Genomic DNA, 19,941 nt, shown 5'->3' on the forward strand with positions numbered 1-19,941 from the left:
GCATTCAAATTAACGATGATGATGTGAAAACAGTTAACATTCTACCTGATGACTACCGTGTTAACGGCCACACCTGGGCAGAAGGGGTGCTAAATAATATCCATAAGCACGTTAGTACAATTAAAGTCAAGAAAGGTGTAAATTTGCTACGCATCTATGCTATCAGTCCAGGATTTGTCTTAGAAAAGCTCGTTATTTATTCCAAAGCAAATAAGCCAAAAGCTAGCTATCTTGGACCACCAGAAACTTATTATGTAGGAAAATGACGATCAGATTCATTTTGCACAAAACCGTGTATTCTTTCCTTTTTTAGTATGTTCCTTTGTTAAATTCAATTGCTTATAACGCAAAAAACACGCACGATAAAAATCGTGCGTGTTTACTCTCAAAAGATAGCGACAAATAAAATCACCGGGAGAAAATCGAATCCCCCCTACACATTGAACGTTCAATTTATGTTAAAGCAATACTCTTTTTCCGCGTTAAAATAGCCTCTGCATTTTTCACCCGTTCTTCAGAAGGTGGCTCTATACCTTCTAACGGATAAGACAGACCTAAATTCTCCCATTTGTAAACACCTAACTTATGATAGGGCAAAACATCGATTCGATCAACATTAGATAAAGTTGTAATGAAATCCGACAAGCGCTGTAACAATTGATCATCATCACTGCCACCCGGAACCAACACGTGCCGTACCCAAATTGGCACTTGCTTCTCATCCAAATAACGTGCCATATCAAGAATGTGCTCATTAGACACACCGGTAAGTTCTTTATGCTTATCGTTATCAATTTGTTTCAAATCAAATAAAATCAAATCAGTTACTTCCATTAGCTCATCTAAAGTTTTAATAAAACGAGGTGAACGACTGAAACAGCCACCAGATGTATCAATACATGTATGGACACCCAATTTCTTAAGCTCAGTAAATAATTCAAGTAAAAATTCGGCTTGAATCAATGGTTCTCCACCACTAACTGTCACACCACCATTAGAAGATTCGAAAAATGGAATATAAGATTTAACATCTTCAACAATTTCTTGAACTGTCATCTCTTTACCACCGGTCATCTTCCATGTATCTGGGTTATGGCAAAATTGGCAACGTAACAGGCATCCCTGGGTGAAAATGATATACCGCAAACCAGGACCATCTACTGTACCTAAGGTTTCTATTGAATGAATGCGACCTTTCATGTTGTTCCCCTCCTAAATTTGATAAAAGTAGGAGAAGATAAATCTTCTCCTACAGCTAGAATTATTTATAAACTATCATGGAAAGTACGATTAATAACATCGATCTGTTGTTCTCTTGTTAACTTAATGAAGTTAACAGCATAGCCAGACACACGAATGGTTAATTGCGGATATTCCTCAGGGTGCTCCATAGCATCCAACAATGTTTCACGATCAAACACATTAACATTTAAGTGATGACCTTTTTTCTTAGCATATCCATCAAGCATCGCCGCAAGGTTGGCTTTTTGAGTGTCTATATCTTTACCAAGTGCTTTAGGAACAATTGAGAATGTATTAGAAATACCATCTAATGAATAGTCATACGGCATTTTAGCAACAGAATTCAATGATGCTAACGAACCATTTGTATCACGACCATGTAATGGATTAGCCCCAGGCGCGAATGGTTCTCCCGCTTTTCGGCCATCTGGTGTATTTCCTGTTTTCTTACCGTAGACAACATTTGACGTAATGGTAAGAATAGATTGCGTATGAACGGATTGACGGTATGTTTTATGCTTTTTAATCTTATTCATAAATGCTTTAACTAAATCAGAAGCAATTTCGTCGACACGATCATCATTGTTACCGTATTTAGGATAATCTCCCTCGATTTCATAGTCAACAGCAATACCATCTTCATCGCGAATCGTACGAACTTTTGCATGTTTAATTGCACTTAATGAGTCGGCAACAACTGATAATCCTGCAATCCCACAAGCCATTGTACGTAAGACTTCACGATCGTGAAGTGCCATTTCAATTCTTTCATAGCTATATTTGTCATGCATGAAATGAATAATGTTAAGTGCATTCACATAAACACCAGCTAACCAATCTAACATGACATCATATTTTTTCTTAACTTCATCATACTCTAAATATTCAGAAGTGATTGGTGCGTAGTTAGGCGCTACCTGCGCTTTTGACTTTTCATCGACACCACCATTAATCGCGTAAAGTAAAGCTTTTGCCAAGTTTACACGTGCACCGAAGAATTGCATTTGCTTACCAATACGCATTGCCGATACGCAACATGCGATACCATAGTCATCGCCATAATGCGTACGCATCAGATCATCATTTTCATATTGGATTGAGCTTGTTTTGATCGACATCGCAGCACAATATTTTTTATAATTATCTGGTAACTGCTCAGACCATAATACCGTTAAGTTAGGCTCTGGTGCTGGTCCTAAATTATCTAGTGTGTGCAAGAAACGATAAGAGTTCTTCGTTACTAACGGACGCCCATCTTCAGCAATACCCGCTAATGATTCTGTTACCCATGTTGGGTCACCACTGAATAATTCATTATATTCAGGTGTTCTAGCAAACTTAACTAGACGTAGTTTCATAACAAAGTGATCAACTAGTTCTTGTACTTCTTCTTCAGTTAGCACGCCATTTTCAAGATCACGCTCAACATAAATATCTAAAAATGTTGAGACACGACCAAGACTCATCGCAGCACCATTTTGTTCTTTAATTGCTGCTAAATAGCCAAGATATAACCATTGAAAAGCTTCTTGAGCAGTAGTTGCTGGCTTAGAAATATCAAAACCATAAATATCCCCTAATTGCTTAAGTTCTTGAAGCGCACGAATTTGTTCCATATGCTCTTCACGATCGCGGATAATATCTTCTGACATGACACCATTTCCACCAATTAAATCCAACTCAGCTTTTTTCGCTTCAACTAATTTGTCTGTACCATAAAGTGCCACGCGGCGATAGTCACCAATAATTCGACCACGGCCATAAGCATCAGGTAAACCTGTTACCACACCTGCACGACGCGCCGCTCGAATTTCTGGAGTATAAGCATCAAATACACCCTGGTTATGCGTTTTACGATAATCCGTAAAGATCTTCTCTACTTCTTCATCTAGCTTATATCCATAAGATTCTGCTGATACCTGCGCCATACGAATACCACCATATGGTTGTAGAGAACGTTTGAAAGGTACATCTGTTTGTACACCAACCACCTTCTCTTTACCTTTGTCAAGATACCCCGCATCATGTGAAGTGATGGTTGATACAATCTTTGTATCTAAGTCATAAACACCACCACGCTCACGTTCTTCTTTTGTTAAATCCATAACGCGATCCCACAATGCTTTCGTTGCATCTGTCGGTCCAGCTAAAAACTCTTCATTACCCTCATATAAATTGAAATTTTTTAAAATAAAGTCACGGACATCAATTTCTTTTTGCCAGTTACCATCAACGAAACCATTCCAAGGATTATTTTTTGTAACTTCTTCTGCTACTTTCATTTCCGTTACCTCCTCATTTTTCAACACTTTTTTAATACCATATCATCTTACTTAAAGTATATACCCTTACTAGCTAAAAATAAAGTGAAAAAGATCACATTTTAAAACTGTTATAATAAAAGTTCATATTTTGTTCAAATTTTAGTTAACTAAAGCGATGATATAGTATCTAAATTATGATAACGCTATATTAGCTGTTTTTATCGCATTTTAATTAATTGAAATTGAAGTTATACATCGTCCTTTTTAACACGTAATTTATTCTGTGTCATTCTGTATTACTTATTTTATATATTAATATTAATACAGGTGAATCTGAATGGATTCCAAATATCAACAAATTCCTCTTGCTTCACCGTTTGTCATAACCTCCTATCCAAAGACATATACTAACACCACTGTGCTTATTACTTTACTTATCTTTTATTTGTGACCATTATATAAATAAGGAGGCGATATAAAGTGAATAACTTTATCTTTAACAACCCTACAAAACTTATTTTTGGTAAGGATATGTTAAACCATTTAAAAGAAGAGATCCCCACTTATGGTAACCGTGTGCTACTCGTTTATGGTGGAGGTAGCATCAAGCGCAATGGACTCTACCAGGAAGTGCTTGATCTTTTAAATGAAATAAACGCTGAAATATTTGAGTTATCAGGTGTCGAACCAAACCCACGCGTCACGACAGCGCGTAAGGGGATTGAGATCTGCAAAAATGAGCAAATTGATTTTATCTTAGCTGTTGGTGGTGGAAGCACAATCGACTGTGTCAAAGCTATTGCAGCTGGCGCCAAATCGGAGCATGACATCTGGGATATTGTTACAAAAAAATATCAAGCTAAGGATGCATTGCCGTTCGGAACTGTCCTTACGTTAGCAGCAACTGGTTCGGAAATGAATGCAGGCTCGGTGATTACGAATTGGGAAACAAAAGAAAAGCATGGATGGGGAAGTGCGGTCACTTATCCTAGATTTTCTATTTTAGATCCTACATATACATATACTATCCCACGCGATCAGACTGTATATGGGATCGTTGATATGATGTCACATGCACTTGAACATTATTTCCATCACGAAACCAATACGCCATTTCAAGATCGGATGGTAGAAGGCTTATTAAAAACAGTAATCGAAACGAGCCCTAAACTGCTAGCTGACCTTGAAAATTACCAGCATCGTGCTACTATTTTATACTGTGGGACAATGGCTTTAAATGGGATGGTCAATATGGGCTATCAAGGCGATTGGGCAACACATAACTTAGAGCACGCTGTTTCTGCAGTTCACGACATTCCTCACGGCGGTGGGCTGGCTATTTTATTCCCAAACTGGATGAAGCACGTGCTAGATGAGAACGTGGCACGTTTCAAAAAATTCGCCGAGCGCGTCTTTGACATTGAACAAGGTGCCCTTTCGGATCGCGAGGTTGCTATCAAAGGAATAGACGCTCTAAGCGATTTCTGGAAGTCAATCGGAGCGCCAAGTCGATTAGCAGATTATAATATTAATGAAGAAACCATTGCAGAAATGGCAGACAAAACAGTCACAGCGCATGCAAGCTTTGGTAATTTTAAAAAGCTAACACGCGAGGACTCTGTTGCGATTTATCAAGCAAGTCTAATCGAGTAGGGGGGTGATTAACCCCCGTCCCCTCACACCACCGTACATACCGTTCGGTATACGGCGGTTTCATTTAAGTCCAACGTGCAGTTTCGTATCTACCAAATAGACTTTTAAGTTCTTGACCTGCCCCCCAGTATTGATTATTAAGTGCTCGACCTAATATCGGGCTATGTGACGTCCGTCAATAGCCTTTCTCGTGTTCCCCCATTCCCATGCTTTACCTGGTTCAATACCACAACGAATCAGATTTTTCTTTTTCGTTGTGGTTTTCTTCCATTCTTTCCACCGAATCATTCGCAACCTTCTACTCACCCAGGCATCTAGCGCTTTGAATATAGAGGGGGGGTTCTGCTAATTGGTAATAACCTAGCCATCCCACTAAGTATTGATTAAGTGTCTCACTCCTTTTCTCCATATTTTTTTGATTTATAATTAATACATATCTCTAATCTTTCAGTATCTTTCCTACAGGCAAAGCCAACTACCTTTCTCACTAAGGGAAACGTCCTTCCTAAGAATTAAACAACGCTTGTAAATACTATCGATCACAACCTCTTTCTTAATTTAAATAATTAGTTAAAGCCAGTAGAAACAAGACACCTTTACAAAATTATTTATGGTAATGACTTTACATTTAAATGTAAAAATGATACCATAAATGTAAAATAGATGGGATTAGATATTCAAAAATATTACTGGGTGTTCTTGTTATGAGTATTTTATGGCTTCTTTTCCCTTCACCCAAGTTATAATAACTGTCTCTGCTAAGGTGATTTTGATCAAATGCAGTAAGAGAGGAGAATTTTAATGGAAGCGGATAAAGAGATAGAAACAAGGGTAGTCATTTTTAAATCCTTGCTCATGCAAATGCTTCTCTATAGTATTGGAATATATTTGGTTGGTAGTTTTTTTTCTCCTTATCAATTTGACCCTTTATTACCCATAAGTTCTATAGTAGGAATAGGAATAGCAATGCCTGTCATTTATTACTTTTTGAATAACAGAAGCTTCGGACCCATGCACCTACCAAAGGCATCGTTAGTAGTGATACTATCTCTTCCTTTTATAGGGATAACTGCGACTGCAACATATTTCAGTATAGACTATGTAATCAGCATAGTTATATAAGGTGACAAATTATTATTAAGTAAGGTTGGCTTTCCCCAATTGAAAAGTACTGCGACGAAATAATCCACTGAGGTATAGACACAGTGGATTATTTCCGTTTTATCCTTAAAATAGTCCCTTAGCTGCCATCGATAAAAAGAATGATATATCATGTTGATTTTCAGTCGATATCTTAACAATCATATATTCTTATAGCTCATTTTCACTTCCTATACTGTTCCGATTAGATAATATTGTTCTCTAGGATCATTGGAATGAGTATTTAATGCGTTTGTTTTGAGAGTATAACAATCTAGAACAACCGTTTAGTTTAATAGTCAACTCACCTAAAATCCCCCCTACACCTTACCGTTAATTCAATATTGGTTAAATGCATCGATGATAATCCTAATAGCATTTCGCTCACCACTAAGGCATGGACAATTTTGGGGCCATCAAAAGAAACGATTGAAGTAATGGCAGATAAAACAGTCATTGCCAACCCTAGTTTCGGAAAGTTCAAACCACTTTCTCGAGAAGATTCAATCGCTATTTACAAAGCGAGTTTATAAAAAAACTTCAACCAGCAGCCGTTTTCGCGCTTCTCACATTGATTGGTAGTTGAGCGAAAAAGGACATTAGCATCCGCTAACACCCATTATAGATGGTCTCTTCCCACTATTTTCAGATGGGTGTTTTACCAACAGCTATCTATAGCTATGAAAAAGATGGTGTGATTTTTTATCACATCATCTTTTTCATAGAACGAACACCCACCCCAATCTGTCAAAACGTATGACAGACCTCTGTTACATACGGAAACACAAACTCAGATTCGATGCGTTTCTTCCATTAAATATTATAGAAGAAATAGTTCTTAGTATAAAAATTTTTGATCAGCACATACTACTAAATATTAATTATAGTAGGTGATAAATAATGAATGAACAAGAACTTAAACAAACGATCATAAAAATATTAGATGATCATCAAATCGGAACGATGGCTACTATCGCTAACCAACGCCCCCATTCTCGTTATATGACTTTTTTTCATGATAACTTCACTCTTTACACCGCTACATCCAAAGATACACATAAAGTAGACGATTTACGTCAAAATCCATATGTGCATATTATCATTGGCTATTCATATGAAGGAATTGGCGATCAATATTTAGAGATTGAGGGACAATGTGAATTACATGATGAACCCTTGATTAAAGACCGATTATGGAATGACAAATTAAAGCATTGGTTTTCTGGTCCAGAAGATCCTAATTATCTAGTACTGAAAATTACCCCTTCTGAGTTCCATCTTAAAAATACCAATGACCATCAAAACCATCGTTATAAACCAACGATATCAGATTAAAACAAGTGCTGTTATAGCCCCTATTTTAATCTAACTGCAACAGCCACAACCTAAAAGTAGTATGTTTTAATCAAAAAAAACATACTACTTAGACACCACAAACCTTATTATATCAAGGGTTGAAGTCTTAAAAAAACTTAGTTGTTTAATTAATGTGAATAATTTCACAAACCTGTCACATTTATGTGATTTTGTAAGCGCATACAGATGTTATGATGAAATCAGAAAGAACGAGGGGGGATCAGATGATATTAACAACATGGAAAGATTTTGGGACAGATGCAGAGTTCTATACGCAAGCAAACTTTGAAGAAGAAGTTAATGACAACTTCGAAGGTGTGTATTTTGAAGAGGGAAAAGACATTCCGAATTATATCTGGACAACACAATATGTTGTTGTCATTAAGAACAACACTAGAATGTTTAACGATGTCTCATTTGTTAAAGTTCCTCGTAACCCGTCGGTCCTTGTTTAAGTGTTATTTTTTTGAACTCGTTTGCTCATTATTTCACATAAATTCTTAGGAGGGAAAACCTATGGTCACAAAAGTCGAAAAGAAAAATGAAGTAAAAGAACCTACTGTAGCAGAAAGCATCGATGCGTTAGCAAATAACGCTCAGAAAGCTTTAAAAGAAATGAAAAAATTAACACAAGAACAAGTTAATGACATTGTTAAAGAGATGGCATTAGCTGGTCTAGATCAACATATGTATCTAGCAAAATTAGCGGTTGAAGAAACCGGACGAGGTGTATATGAAGATAAAATTATTAAAAACATCTTTGCTACTGAATATGTTTATCACAACGTGAAATATGATAAAACAATTGGTGTCATCAGTGAAAATGAACATGAAGGTATCGTAGAAATTGCCGAGCCGATTGGTGTTGTTGCCGGTGTAACCCCTGTAACTAATCCAACATCTACGACCATGTTCAAGTCTATCATTTCTATTAAAACAGGTAACCCTATCATCTTTGCTTTCCACCCATCCGCTCAGAAATGTAGCTCTGAAGCAGCGCGTATTTTATATGAAGCTGCAGTTAAAGCAGGGGCTCCAGAGCACTGTATTCAATGGGTTGAAAAACCTTCAATTGAAGGAACACAAGCATTAATGAAACACCCTAAGGTAGCAACAATATTGGCTACAGGCGGACCAGGAATGGTTAAGTCAGCTTATAGCTCTGGTAAGCCAGCACTTGGTGTAGGTGCAGGTAACGTACCTTGCTATATCAATAAATCAGCCAATGTTAAACGAGCTGTCAATGACCTCATTTTATCTAAAACGTTTGATAACGGGATGATTTGTGCGTCAGAACAAGCGATGATCGTTGATAAAGAAATCTATGATCAAGTAAAACAAGAAATGATTGATAACAACTGTCACTTCTTGACAGCAGCCGAAAAAACAAAAGTTGAAAAGCTTGTTATCAATGAAGATACTTGTGCCGTAAATCCAAAAATCGTTGGTATGAAACCAGTGAAAATTGCTGAGATGGCTGGCGTTAAAGTACCTGAAGATACAAAAATTCTAATTGCAGAACTTACTGGTGTTGGACCAGATCATCCACTTTCACGTGAAAAATTAAGCCCAGTTTTAGCAGCATTTAAAGTAAATAATGCTGAAGAAGGTTTACAACGTTCTGAAGAAATGCTTGAATTTGGTGGTTTAGGGCACTCAGCTGTGATTCATGCAAGTGACCAAGAGGTTATTGATGCATTTGGTGCACGAATGAAAGCTGGTCGTCTGATCACAAATGCGCCATCTTCTCAAGGTGCGATCGGGGACATTTACAATGGTTATATTCCGTCATTAACATTAGGTTGTGGTTCTTATGGCGGTAACTCAGTATCTACAAACGTTGGTGCTATGCACTTAATTAATGTTAAAAAAATGGCGAGAAGGAATAATAATATGCAATGGTTTAAAGTTCCACCAAAAGTTTATTTCGAAAAAAATTCAGTTCAATATTTAGCAAAAATGCCTAATATCACAAAAGCCTTTATCGTTACCGACCCGATGATGGTTAAACTCGGCTATGTCGATAAAGTTCTCTATCACCTACGCAAACGCTCTGACTACGTACACTGCGAAATTTTCTCTGACGTAGAACCAGATCCATCTAAAGAAACAGTTATGCGTGGAGCAGAAGCAATGAATGCGTTCAATCCTGATGTTATTATTGCTCTTGGTGGCGGTTCAGCAATGGATGCTGCTAAAGGAATGTGGCTATTCCATGAACATCCAGAGACAGATTTTAATGGGATAAAACAGAAGTTCTTAGATATTCGTAAACGTGTTTACAAATATCCTGAATTAGGACAAAAAGCACAATTTGTTGCGATCCCAACAACATCTGGTACTGGATCTGAAGTTACTTCATTCTCAGTTATTACAGATAAGCAACAAAATGTAAAATATCCATTAGCAGATTATGAGTTAACACCTGATGTAGCCATCATTGATCCACAATTTGTAATGACCGTACCAAAAGTAGTTACAGCAGACACTGGGATGGATGTGCTGACACATGCGATTGAAGCTTATGTTTCTAATATGGCTAACGATTACACAGATGGTTTAGCTATTAAAGCCATTCAACTTGTATTTGAATATTTACCAAAAGCTTATCACAATGGTAGTGATGAAGTGGCCCGTGAAAAAATGCATAATGCATCTACGATTGCAGGGATGGCATTCGCTAATGCTTTCTTAGGTATTAATCATAGTTTGGCACACAAACTAGGTGCAGAATTCCATATCGCTCACGGTCGTGCGAATGCGATTCTAATGCCACACGTTATTCGCTATAACGCTAAAAAGCCAAGTAAATTTGTTTCATTCCCTAAATACGAGCACTTTATTGCGGATCAGCGTTATGCTGAAATCGCAAAAGCGTTAGGCTTACCTGCTAAAACGACTGAAGAAGGTGTTGAAAGCTTAGTCAATGCTATTTATAAACTAGCTAAAGAGCTTAATATACCAATGAGCATTGCTGAAAATGGCGTTGACAAAAAAGATTTTGAAGCTAAAGTTGATTATTTAGCAGACCGTGCTTTTGAAGATCAATGTACAACAGCTAATCCGAAGTTACCACTCGTAACTGAACTAGCTGAGGTTTATCGCAACGCATTTAAAGGTTAACTTTCACTCCCCTATTTGAATATTTATATACCAAGAAGTCCTTCGTTCTAGTCGACGAAGGACTTCTCTTTTTGTTCTAGTTGCTGCAATCGGTTTACATTACGACTAATCAAGCTATCTAAAAACTGATCTATATCACCAGGAATTGGTGAATCTTCCGTTAAAACTAATCCTGCTTGACTACTTTTCAACAGCATCCATAATAAATAGCTCACCCATTTACTTTGGGGCTCTTCTCCTACTATAGCAGCCTCTAGCTCGACTGCTAACTGTTGTAGCATATTTTCTGTGAACATCACTCACCCCCTAACTCGTCACATTTAGTAACAACGGATTATCAACAGGTAAACCTTCTTCATCCCTATTACTATAATAGAAAGCATCTATTTTAAATTTATATTGCTCTTTAGTTGGCCAAGTCAACGTTAAATGTAAGGGTTCAGCTCGATCTGCTCCATTAACCTTCTCACCCAAATAGCTAAACCAATATTCTTCTCCCCCATTTTGATGATCTTCTAAGAGCTGCCAGTTGGCTTTGATTTTTTGCTGATCTCTCCTATCCTTAGCTAATAAGTATTTCCCGGATATTTGATAACGAACAGAAGCATCTATCCTAACGCAAACTATTAGGTTTTCTAGTGGTTTGACTGTCCCATTAAGTATATGATAGCTCATATTTATACAAGACCATTCATCGCTTTGATTTGATATATCAATTGACGAAGCCAAAAAAGAAATGACTTTATTAAAACTAGCATTTCGACTAGAATAATTTGATGCTTTTTCATAAAGTTCCTGCCAACTACGATCCAAAGCTTCTAGTTTCGTCTTTACTTCCAACCATGATGTCACTGTTATACACCTCCATTACATTTTATAGTTAAATGGCTTTAATTATGATTGCTTTTATCTCTGCTCAGATCAATCATTTTTTTTAGAGGCACAACTTGTCCTTCTCTTTTGAAGTTATTCATGTTAACCTGTTCATTATTCATATAATCAGGATTGATATTCTCACTATCCGCTTTCTTAATTTACTTAAAAACGAACCTTCAATCCGAGGCAATTTCGTTGTTCTCCTCCTGATTGCTAATTGCGTGAATCAGGACATTAGCATCCGTTAGCTCCCGCCTAAATAGATTATATCTACTCTCTATTTTTAGGCGGGCATTTGACGGACGGCTATATGTGATAAAAAAAGAGCTATTTTCACTTTTTATGAAAATAACTCAAATGATACACCTATTTCTTAGGCGGACAAGGTTTTGATGTCCCAGGGAAAACAACCGGACATTGTCGTGGAATAACCGGGGTCGGACATTCATCAACAGCTAACAGATCTCGCGGCTCACAGAAACTTGCTTCTAATTCTAATGTAACATCTGCAACAGCTTGAACGCTTTGGCATACATTTAAAGAAATGTCTACACTTTCTAATGCTGTCGCAACACAATTTACAGTTGCACTACAGGTTACATCTGAAATCCGAACAACGAGCCGTGTACCTTCTGGCGCACATAAGAAAACAGATTCAGGAATCTCAATCTCGATCGGATCAGATATTTCTAAAAATGGGGTAGTTCCGTCAAAACCAGTAAATTCAACAACTAACGATAATGTCTTTTCAAAGCTTACACGTTGCAATTCTACTTCTACACCATCAATTATAAATTCGCGATCTTGTCTATCCGCCGTTTCAACGACAGTAATTTCCGCATTTTGTGGCAGTGGATTTCCGGTGGCTGGATCTATTAAATAGCATCTTACTGCTAAATTGCTAACGGTTGGTCCACAAGGATCAATTGCAAGGGCACCGAGATCAGCCGCTGGTACATTTTGATTTACTGTTTCTTGAAGAATAACCCAGTCATAAACCTTCTCCGCATTAAAGCAAAGCAATTCTTCTTCGGGATGCGGTGGTCGATTTAACATATGCTCTACTCCTTTACTGATTATTTTTATTTCAATAACAAAATATGTGTATAACCTTATTATGCTCTGTGCGATAGTCTATTTTCAGGTCATTTTATTCAAAATGGGCATCTGTTCATCATTATTCACCTTTACGAAACACCTAAGCTAAAAACATGCATATATTATAATGTATGCTAATGCCCGAGGTGAATAAAAGTGACAGAGCTAAATGAGGATTGGCCTACTTTAAAGGAGCGCTACCAAAAAATAATTAGAAGTTATCAAGCAAATGATTTAAGCCATGCATATAGTACACTCCAACACAAATATCATGAGGTTGTTAAAGCACTTAATCAACAAATCGAGAAAAACACGCGACTCGTTGAGCAGCTGAATAAGCAGGAAAATAAGCTGAACAGTTTACAAGATACATTGACAGAAAAAGAATCCTTAATATCGAAAGAAATCATTGAATCTCATGTTATCGATTCGTTAATATTTCATATAAAGGCATTTAATCAATTAATCACTATCCTGTCGCATTCTGATTTAGAATCCCATTTAAAGGAGGTGGAGTGGATCATGTCTGAAACAACAGAAAAAAAGACCGATTCAACTGAGGAAGCTACTCACCCTGTTAATCATGAACGAATTGATAACGAAGGGAATGATAGCGAAGATATACCTAGACCCTTTAATTTTCAAGATCTTCAATCTTATCAAACCGCCTACCTAATACCTATAAAAAAAGAACATCAAAATCAACCTATAACTACACCAAGATTTTACTATGATAAAAAGAAGATCTTAGAAAAACTAAAAGAAAAACAATTGAAAAAAATCTTAGAAGATTACCCTACCGAAAAATCTTCAACCCAAAGCAATGGTCATGAAACCAGTCAAAAAATAGCTCAGCCTGAACCGTCAGAACTTATAAAACCTACTACCGAAAATGAACCCACTCAGGCTCACATTGAACAAGAATTCTTTACTGAAGAGAAAATAAAGATGGAGAAACCCATTCATCTTCTATTGAGAAAGCTAAGAGACTTATTTGGCATTACACATGATTAGTGCTGCAATCTCATGTGCTCTCCCCATACCAATAGCCGAACTTAACGTACTATAATAGTATGTTAAGTTTAAGGGAGGGAAAAAAATGACAAAAAGAAGAGTGATCAAAGCAACACCCGTCAAACGATCTGGTGGATGTGGCTGCGGCAAAAAAAAAGTCATAAAAAATAAATAAATCTTTGTGTGGTAGCATTTCATTTACATGATTTTGCTCTAATGCATTCAACGCAAAACGCATTCGCTTATCTTTCTAGCGAATGCGTTTCTATAATCTTTATTGCCTTAAGCTGAATATACCTCATTAACGATCTAGATATTCAACGATAAATTGAAGATAGCTCGCTAGTCCTGCTATACTTAAAATGGTGATTAACCATTGAAAAAAAGTAGGGAAATAATACAACCCCATTAATAAAATGATAGCTGACCATATTGAAACACACCAATGACAAGCATAAAGCTCACCAAAGAAATAACGAGCTCCGGTCCCTCTCCCTTTTATGATGACCTCTATCTGATCTTCTCCTAGCGGTTGTTCCCTTTCCTCGATTAAATAGTTTCTTAATTTACTGGAAATAAAGTCATAACGGAGCAAACGCATCAAGCGAAAGGTAGCAATAATGACTAGGAAGAACTCAAACCCTGTCACCACATTAGCCCACCTGCCTTTCTTTCCCTCTTTCTAGTTAGTTTATGCAAGGCAAGGGTGATGTGATTAAGCGTTTGATTACTTTTTCCAAATTTGCACACGATTATTCAGCTCTGACACCACAACTTCCATATCAAAAAAGCCACTTAAAACAGGGGCTGTTAACAATTGTTTCGTTAGCCCACTATGAAATACTTTCCCCTCTCTTAACATTAAAGTGTTCGTAAAGATGGGTATGATTTCATCAACGTGATGCGTCACGTAAAGAATAGTTGGCGCATAATCCATAGAGGTGATTTGTTCGACCGCCTCCAGTAATTGTTCCTTCGCCAAAAAATCTAAACCGTTGGTTGGCTCATCTAAAATAAGTAATTTAGGCTCTCCCATTAACGCTCGGGCAATCATGACACGTTGGCGCTCGCCCTGAGACAACGTGTAGAAAGATCGGTTCGCATAATCAAAACACCCTAATTGCTTTAACAATTGCTTTGCTCGCTCTCGCATCTTATCTGTTGGTGTCTCATATAAACCAATTGAGGCAAATCCTCCACTTAATACAATTTGATAAGCACTATCGCTCTCATAAAATCTTGCTTGGAGGGTCTGCGAGACAAGTCCAATATCTTGCCTTAATGCTTCACCGAGTGTATCTTTACCAAAACAACGATCGAGTACTTTTATCACGCCCTTTGTAGGAAAGTAATAAGCACTTAACATATGTAACAATGCCGTTTTACCCGCACCATTTAAGCCAAGTACCGCCCAATGCTCACCTTTTTTTACCGACCAGTTTATATCCTCTAACACCCATTTTCCTTCTCTTAATAAGCCAACATCCTCTAAATAAATCATCTTATTAATCACTCCAGTAATCCTTTATAGTCGTATTATCATTTAATTATCTGAAATATTCGAGTATTTTACAAGATGAAAACGGTAAAGTAACCAAATTTTCCATAAATACGAGAATCTTTAATGATTTAGCCGAAATCCTAACTATATGCTTAATCAATGGTAATCATCATGTTTTATCATTAATAACTCTTCATTATCAAGTTTAATCTTGTTTGAGCTAATATGTGTTTCGTATTATGATAATTAACGTGTGAGTTTGTTATGATATCTGACAAAGAAGGGAGTAGATCATGATTAATCAAAAGATCGAATTTTCGCCTCCAAACCAAGATGACGGTAAACAATTGTGGAGGCTTGTCAATCAAACAACACTCGATAATAATTCTGCATACAAATACATTATGATGAGTCATTATTTCACCGATACGTGTGTAGTGGCTAAAAATGATCAGCACGTCGTTGGCTTCATCACTGGATTTATCTCTCCTAAACAACCTGATACTGTATTCGTCTGGCAGATTGGAGTTGATCCAGAATATAGCGGGAGAGGAATAGGTTCTTCTCTATTAACTACCTTAATGGATCAAGTAAAGGATAAAGGTGTCAATTATATTGAAGCTACAATTACACCTTCTAACAAAGCATCACAAGCTTTATTTAAAAAGTTTGCATCTCACCACCAAGCCGTTTGCAATATTCAATCCTTTTTTACAGAAGACTTATTTCCAAACAACAGTGAATATGAGGAAGAACTCAAATTTAGAATTGGACCGATAAGAGAGAATAACAATGACTTAGGGGGCAAAGAAAATGTCAGAAGATATGAAAGTATTTGAAAATTTAGAATCAGAAGTGCGTAGCTATGTTAGAAATTTTCCTACTATCTTTACAAAGACAAAGGGCTATAAAATGTGGGATAAATCTGGACAGGAATATATTGACTTCTTTTCAGGTGCTGGAGCACTCAATTATGGCCATAATGATGAACACATGAAACAAAAACTCATTGATTATATTGTTAGTGACGGCATTACCCATTCTTTAGACATGGCCTCAGCCGCTAAAGCAACTTTTTTGAAAGCTTTCAATGATATTATTTTGAAACCCCGAGATATGGATTATAAAATAATGTTCCCTGGACCTACTGGAACGAACACCGTAGAGAGTGCTTTGAAATTAGCCAGAAAAGTAACAGGACGTACAGATGTCATTAGTTTCACGAATGGTTTCCACGGTATGACCATTGGTTCATTATCCGTGACAGGGAATGCGATGAAACGTAAAGGTGCTGGCATACCATTACAAAATGTAGTGACCATGCCTTATGACAATTATGTAGATGATCAGGATTCCATTGACTATATCGAGCGATTTTTAGAAGATAACGGAAGTGGTGTAGCCATACCGGCTGCTATGATTTTAGAAACCGTTCAAGGAGAAGGCGGTATTAATGCTGCTAGTTTCAGTTGGATTAAGAAAATTAAAGCATTATGTAAGCGTTGGGGTATTTTGTTAATCATCGATGAAGTACAGGCAGGTGTAGGTCGTACAGGGTCTTTCTTTAGCTTTGAACCTGCCGGAATTAAACCGGATATTATTTGTATGTCCAAATCTTTAAGTGGTTACGGTTTACCATTTGCCGCTACATTAATTCGACCTGATATAGATATCTTTGCACCGGGCGAACATAACGGAACTTTCCGTGGCAATAACCATGCCTTTATAACCGCAACAGCAGCACTTGATTACTGGAAGGACGATCAATTAACAAATAATATTAAAGCAAAATCGGGCAAAACACATGACTTCTTACATCAGCTTGTCGAAAAATATCCAGAACTTAAAGGAGAAGTAAGAGGACGGGGCTTAATGGTCGGTGTCGCATCTGAAGTTGAGGGCTTGTCAGCAAAAATTGCTGCTAAGGCATTTGAATACGGACTGATTATGGAAACCGCTGGACCGAATGACGAAGTCTTTAAACTCTTTCCTGCCTTAACAATTGACGATCAAGGCTTGGATCAAGGACTTGCTATTATTGAAAAAAGTGTAACTAACGTGCTAAAGACAGAAGCACAACCAGTATAAGAGGGGGAATCTGAAATGAAAGTGGTATCTTTAGAAGATGTATTAGGTACAGAGCACGAAGTTGATGGAGGCAATTGGATTAGTCGTCGCCTCATTATGAAAAAAGATAACATGGGCTATTCGGTCAATGATACGATTATTAAAGCCGGCACGGAAACACATATTTGGTATCAAAATCATTTGGAATCTGTATACTGTATTGAAGGTGAAGGCGAAGTCGTGACGCTAAGCGATAATAAAGTATGGCCAATTCAAGCTAACCAACTTTATGCCCTAGATAAAAACGATGAACACCTCCTTCGGGCAAAGACAGACATGCGCATGGTTTGTGTATTCAACCCAGCACTATCTGGCCTTGAAGTTCATGACGAAAATGGGGTTTACCCTGTTGACGTTAGTGAATAACAATCAATATAGTTGTTATAAAAACGAAGACTTTAATACGTCTTCGTTTTTTAGGTGCTTTGTGAACAACCATTGGTGAAGTGATATGCTCTTCAACCCTATTTAGCACAGATAAGCGCCCGCAAAACCCCTACCTTATTTAGAGCGTAGAGCTCATCTATTAAAGCGGGTGATAACAAACGCTAATGTACTGGTGCATTCGATTAACATATCGGTGACATAGAATGAAAACGCCCGCTGATTGAAACTTCATTTTATATTTAATCCTTGCATTTGGTATACTATAGGCGAGGTGAATAAATATGCCAAAAAATATAGACGATTATTTAAATGAAGGTATCTATGGAGCTCAACAAACAAAGCCCGATGAACGGAGACTATTTCTAGGAAGCTTGCGAGAACGCGCTGTTTTTGTTCTTACGGTTGAACAAATTAAACAAGGTGTAGGGGTTCAAGAACTGGATGATAAACTCGATTCACATCGTGACGCTAAATTATTATTAAATGGGCAAATATTATTTGATAAGCTCACACCTTATCGACGCCTAGCTTTAAAGTACGATACAGATTACACCCTTGTCGATGAAAAAAGCAACCAATCCGCATATGGGCTCGTCCTCTGTTATGATTATGCTATCAACCATGATGAGATCTTTCTAAATGATAAAGAACCACTTATCGATGATGATACAAAAGAACAGGTCAATCACAAGAGGCCGCTATGGAAAAAATTGCTTGGTTATGAAGATTAATAAAATGAACCTTCAACTCGTGGAGAAGTTTTTCGTTCTTCTCCCACTGATTGAAGGTTCATTTAACCTAGCCATTAACGTCCGTTGTCACCTGCCTAAATAGTTGGGCTATACGCTCTAAATAAGACAGGGGTTTTACGGAAACGTATGATCACACTTGAAATTTATACTTCTTGCCTTGTCCACAAAACGCATATTCTCTTTTCTGAAAATTACAACGCGCTAACGCCTAAACATGGACAAGTTTTAATACCTTAATTAATCGTTCCATTCCTACTTCTATCTGATCAGGCGAAGCATTAGTGAAGTTCAAACGCATCGTCGATTGCTCTTCCCCACTAATATAAAAAGGTCTACCAGGAACAAAGGCAACACCTTGTTCAACAGCCACCTTTAATAATGTTGAGGGATTAATGTGATCTGGTAAAGTAACCCAGAAGAACATCCCGCCTTTAGGCTCTAAATAACTTAACCCTGGAATTTGAGCTTCATCTAAATAACGTTTCATTATCAACATTCGTTCATAGTAAGTAGCACGAATCGTTTCAATATGACGATCGAGGTCATAGTCATTGAATAGATGCATAAGCGCATGCTGACTAATCGAATTTGTATGCAAATCGGCAGCCTGTTTAGCTTGAGTGATTAAACGAATAATTGGACTTGGACCTGTTATCCAACCGATACGCATAGCTGGTACCACCGTTTTAGAAATGGTGCTCGTATAGACAACGCATGTATTGTCGATATCTAGTGCAGCCAAGCTACCTGGAATCGTTGCTGGGTCAAATTGAATATCACCATATGGATCGTCTTCCATAATTACGACTTGATATTTTTTTGCAAGTCTGACTAACATTTCACGGCGCACTTCCGACCAAACTTTCCCATCAGGGTTAGAGAAAGTTGGTACAACATAAATGCATTTCGGCTTTAGTCTTTTAATCTTCTCTTCAAGATCTTCTTCTATCATTCCTTCATGATCCGATGCTACCGCAACCACCTTTGTTTCATAAGAAGAAAAAACTTGTAACGCTGCTAAGTAGGTTGGATCTTCTGTTAAGATAACGTCACCTGGATTAAACATAACACGTGAAAACAAATCAATCGCTTGTTGTGAGCCTGAGGTAATTAAAATATCCTCAGCGCTCCGTATAATACCTTTTCTGTTCATACGTGCAGATAGTTGCTCTCTTAACGGTAATAAACCTTCTGTTTCAGCATATTGGAGAGCTTTATTGCCCGATCTAATTGCTTTAGAGAATGCCTGCTCAACAGCTTCTACAGGGAAAAGTCCCTCGTCAGGCAAACCGCCTGCAAAAGAAATGACATTCCCTTTATTAACAACCTTCAAAATATCCCGTACCGCTGATGAATCGAAATAACGGACGCGATCTGCAAAACCGTACTCCATGATTACTTCCCTTCT

General features: G+C 37.4%; 22 protein-coding genes. 12 read left to right on the forward strand and 10 right to left on the reverse strand.

Going from position 1 to position 19,941, the window contains the following annotated elements; all coding sequences use genetic code 11:
• Window positions 1–23 precede the first annotated feature (23 nt).
• A complete protein-coding gene (locus tag B494_RS21625) occupies window positions 24–266 on the forward strand; it encodes a hypothetical protein (RefSeq protein WP_026065297.1) in 243 nt (80 codons plus the stop codon).
• Window positions 267–453: 187 nt separating this feature from the next.
• Here the strand turns inward: B494_RS21625 and pflA are convergent, their stop codons facing one another.
• Window positions 454–1,200 carry a pyruvate formate-lyase-activating protein gene (pflA, locus tag B494_RS0116670; protein ID WP_017473520.1) on the reverse strand — a complete coding sequence of 249 codons (747 nt, stop codon included), beginning with the start codon at window positions 1,198–1,200 and terminating at the stop codon, window positions 454–456.
• A gap of 65 nt (window positions 1,201–1,265) precedes the next feature.
• Entirely contained in the window at window positions 1,266–3,524 is a 2,259-nt protein-coding gene (pflB, locus tag B494_RS0116675) for a formate C-acetyltransferase (RefSeq protein ID WP_017473521.1), read from the reverse strand.
• 462 nt (window positions 3,525–3,986) lie between these two features.
• Between pflB and B494_RS0116680 the strand changes: the two genes are divergently transcribed.
• Window positions 3,987–5,159 (forward strand): iron-containing alcohol dehydrogenase, encoded by a 1,173-nt coding sequence (locus tag B494_RS0116680; protein WP_017473522.1) that lies wholly within the window; start codon window positions 3,987–3,989, stop codon window positions 5,157–5,159.
• A gap of 150 nt (window positions 5,160–5,309) precedes the next feature.
• On the opposite strand, the gene B494_RS21525 is transcribed toward B494_RS0116680, so the two are convergent.
• Both B494_RS21525 and B494_RS21765 read right to left on the reverse strand, forming a co-directional pair.
• A complete protein-coding gene (locus tag B494_RS21525) occupies window positions 5,310–5,447 on the reverse strand; it encodes a hypothetical protein (protein ID WP_241211441.1) in 138 nt (45 codons plus the stop codon).
• 10 nt (window positions 5,448–5,457) lie between these two features.
• Entirely contained in the window at window positions 5,458–5,568 is a 111-nt protein-coding gene (locus B494_RS21765; RefSeq protein ID WP_277422593.1) for a group II intron maturase-specific domain-containing protein, read from the reverse strand.
• Window positions 5,569–5,960: 392 nt separating this feature from the next.
• On the opposite strand from B494_RS21765, the gene B494_RS0116690 reads away from it, so the two are divergent.
• The 5 genes from B494_RS0116690 (at window position 5,961) to adhE (ending at window position 10,778) form a co-directional block, all read left to right on the forward strand.
• On the forward strand, window positions 5,961–6,281 hold the full coding sequence (locus tag B494_RS0116690) for a hypothetical protein (protein WP_017473523.1): 321 nt from the start codon (window positions 5,961–5,963) through the stop codon (window positions 6,279–6,281).
• Window positions 6,282–6,706: 425 nt separating this feature from the next.
• Entirely contained in the window at window positions 6,707–6,832 is a 126-nt protein-coding gene (locus tag B494_RS21630) for an iron-containing alcohol dehydrogenase (RefSeq protein WP_144032274.1), read from the forward strand.
• Window positions 6,833–7,199: 367 nt separating this feature from the next.
• Window positions 7,200–7,634 (forward strand): pyridoxamine 5'-phosphate oxidase family protein, encoded by a 435-nt coding sequence (locus tag B494_RS19725; protein WP_017473524.1) that lies wholly within the window; start codon window positions 7,200–7,202, stop codon window positions 7,632–7,634.
• Window positions 7,635–7,879: 245 nt separating this feature from the next.
• Window positions 7,880–8,110 (forward strand): hypothetical protein, encoded by a 231-nt coding sequence (locus B494_RS0116700; RefSeq protein WP_017473525.1) that lies wholly within the window; start codon window positions 7,880–7,882, stop codon window positions 8,108–8,110.
• A gap of 61 nt (window positions 8,111–8,171) precedes the next feature.
• Window positions 8,172–10,778, forward strand: coding sequence for a bifunctional acetaldehyde-CoA/alcohol dehydrogenase (adhE, locus tag B494_RS0116705; RefSeq protein ID WP_017473526.1), 2,607 nt, complete (start codon window positions 8,172–8,174; stop codon window positions 10,776–10,778).
• A gap of 47 nt (window positions 10,779–10,825) precedes the next feature.
• Here the strand turns inward: adhE and B494_RS0116710 are convergent, their stop codons facing one another.
• The 3 genes from B494_RS0116710 to B494_RS0116720 form a co-directional block, all read right to left on the reverse strand.
• Window positions 10,826–11,074 carry a hypothetical protein gene (locus tag B494_RS0116710; protein WP_017473527.1) on the reverse strand — a complete coding sequence of 83 codons (249 nt, stop codon included), beginning with the start codon at window positions 11,072–11,074 and terminating at the stop codon, window positions 10,826–10,828.
• Between the two features lie 10 nt (window positions 11,075–11,084).
• Complete coding sequence (locus B494_RS0116715; protein WP_017473528.1) at window positions 11,085–11,630, reverse strand: hypothetical protein; 546 nt, start codon at window positions 11,628–11,630, stop codon at window positions 11,085–11,087.
• Window positions 11,631–12,020: 390 nt separating this feature from the next.
• Window positions 12,021–12,710, reverse strand: coding sequence for a BMQ_0737 family morphogenetic spore coat protein (locus B494_RS0116720; RefSeq protein ID WP_017473529.1), 690 nt, complete (start codon window positions 12,708–12,710; stop codon window positions 12,021–12,023).
• 198 nt (window positions 12,711–12,908) lie between these two features.
• Between B494_RS0116720 and B494_RS0116725 the strand changes: the two genes are divergently transcribed.
• The gene (locus B494_RS0116725) at window positions 12,909–13,766 is read left to right on the forward strand and encodes a hypothetical protein (protein ID WP_017473530.1); all 858 of its coding nucleotides are present in this window, start codon (window positions 12,909–12,911) and stop codon (window positions 13,764–13,766) included.
• Between the two features lie 301 nt (window positions 13,767–14,067).
• Here B494_RS0116725 and B494_RS0116735 read toward each other — a convergent pair whose 3' ends face one another.
• Window positions 14,068–14,415 (reverse strand): DUF1360 domain-containing protein, encoded by a 348-nt coding sequence (locus tag B494_RS0116735; RefSeq protein ID WP_026065298.1) that lies wholly within the window; start codon window positions 14,413–14,415, stop codon window positions 14,068–14,070.
• A gap of 78 nt (window positions 14,416–14,493) precedes the next feature.
• A complete protein-coding gene (locus tag B494_RS0116740) occupies window positions 14,494–15,267 on the reverse strand; it encodes an ABC transporter ATP-binding protein (RefSeq protein WP_017473533.1) in 774 nt (257 codons plus the stop codon).
• A gap of 293 nt (window positions 15,268–15,560) precedes the next feature.
• Here B494_RS0116740 and ectA point away from each other — a divergent pair, with 293 nt between their 5' ends.
• The 4 genes from ectA (at window position 15,561) to B494_RS19730 (ending at window position 18,512) form a co-directional block, all read left to right on the forward strand.
• A complete protein-coding gene (gene ectA, locus B494_RS0116745; RefSeq protein WP_017473534.1) occupies window positions 15,561–16,106 on the forward strand; it encodes a diaminobutyrate acetyltransferase in 546 nt (181 codons plus the stop codon).
• Window positions 16,081–17,355 (forward strand): diaminobutyrate--2-oxoglutarate transaminase, encoded by a 1,275-nt coding sequence (gene ectB, locus B494_RS0116750; RefSeq protein WP_017473535.1) that lies wholly within the window; start codon window positions 16,081–16,083, stop codon window positions 17,353–17,355. Before ectA ends, ectB begins: the two co-directional genes overlap by 26 nt.
• Before the next feature lie 15 nt (window positions 17,356–17,370).
• Entirely contained in the window at window positions 17,371–17,760 is a 390-nt protein-coding gene (locus B494_RS0116755) for an ectoine synthase (RefSeq protein WP_017473536.1), read from the forward strand.
• 302 nt (window positions 17,761–18,062) lie between these two features.
• Window positions 18,063–18,512, forward strand: a complete 450-nt coding sequence (locus B494_RS19730; protein WP_017473537.1) for a YueI family protein — start codon at window positions 18,063–18,065, stop codon at window positions 18,510–18,512.
• A gap of 229 nt (window positions 18,513–18,741) precedes the next feature.
• Here B494_RS19730 and B494_RS0116765 read toward each other — a convergent pair whose 3' ends face one another.
• Entirely contained in the window at window positions 18,742–19,926 is a 1,185-nt protein-coding gene (locus tag B494_RS0116765) for an aminotransferase-like domain-containing protein (RefSeq protein ID WP_017473538.1), read from the reverse strand.
• Between the last annotated feature and the right edge of the window lie 15 nt (window positions 19,927–19,941).

This window comes from Amphibacillus jilinensis Y1, from assembly GCF_000306965.1.
Classification (GTDB): domain Bacteria; phylum Bacillota; class Bacilli; order Bacillales; family Amphibacillaceae; genus Amphibacillus_C; species Amphibacillus_C jilinensis.

What these genes read in the sequence shown, in the direction of transcription:
- ectA (WP_017473534.1), top strand. Translation starts at nt 15,561, where the DNA reads ATGATTAATCAAAAGATCGAATTTTCGCCTCCAAACCAAGATGACGGT.
- B494_RS21525 (WP_241211441.1), bottom strand. Translation starts at nt 5,447, where the DNA reads ATGATTCGGTGGAAAGAATGGAAGAAAACCACAACGAAAAAGAAAAAT.
- B494_RS0116755 (WP_017473536.1), top strand. Translation starts at nt 17,371, where the DNA reads ATGAAAGTGGTATCTTTAGAAGATGTATTAGGTACAGAGCACGAAGTT.
- adhE (WP_017473526.1), top strand. Translation starts at nt 8,172, where the DNA reads ATGGTCACAAAAGTCGAAAAGAAAAATGAAGTAAAAGAACCTACTGTA.
- B494_RS19725 (WP_017473524.1), top strand. Translation starts at nt 7,200, where the DNA reads ATGAATGAACAAGAACTTAAACAAACGATCATAAAAATATTAGATGAT.
- B494_RS19730 (WP_017473537.1), top strand. Translation starts at nt 18,063, where the DNA reads ATGCCAAAAAATATAGACGATTATTTAAATGAAGGTATCTATGGAGCT.
- B494_RS0116720 (WP_017473529.1), bottom strand. Translation starts at nt 12,710, where the DNA reads ATGTTAAATCGACCACCGCATCCCGAAGAAGAATTGCTTTGCTTTAAT.
- B494_RS0116710 (WP_017473527.1), bottom strand. Translation starts at nt 11,074, where the DNA reads ATGTTCACAGAAAATATGCTACAACAGTTAGCAGTCGAGCTAGAGGCT.
- ectB (WP_017473535.1), top strand. Translation starts at nt 16,081, where the DNA reads ATGTCAGAAGATATGAAAGTATTTGAAAATTTAGAATCAGAAGTGCGT.
- B494_RS0116690 (WP_017473523.1), top strand. Translation starts at nt 5,961, where the DNA reads ATGGAAGCGGATAAAGAGATAGAAACAAGGGTAGTCATTTTTAAATCC.
- B494_RS0116700 (WP_017473525.1), top strand. Translation starts at nt 7,880, where the DNA reads ATGATATTAACAACATGGAAAGATTTTGGGACAGATGCAGAGTTCTAT.
- B494_RS21765 (WP_277422593.1), bottom strand. Translation starts at nt 5,568, where the DNA reads ATGGAGAAAAGGAGTGAGACACTTAATCAATACTTAGTGGGATGGCTA.
- B494_RS0116740 (WP_017473533.1), bottom strand. Translation starts at nt 15,267, where the DNA reads ATGATTTATTTAGAGGATGTTGGCTTATTAAGAGAAGGAAAATGGGTG.
- pflA (WP_017473520.1), bottom strand. Translation starts at nt 1,200, where the DNA reads ATGAAAGGTCGCATTCATTCAATAGAAACCTTAGGTACAGTAGATGGT.
- pflB (WP_017473521.1), bottom strand. Translation starts at nt 3,524, where the DNA reads ATGAAAGTAGCAGAAGAAGTTACAAAAAATAATCCTTGGAATGGTTTC.
- B494_RS0116765 (WP_017473538.1), bottom strand. Translation starts at nt 19,926, where the DNA reads ATGGAGTACGGTTTTGCAGATCGCGTCCGTTATTTCGATTCATCAGCG.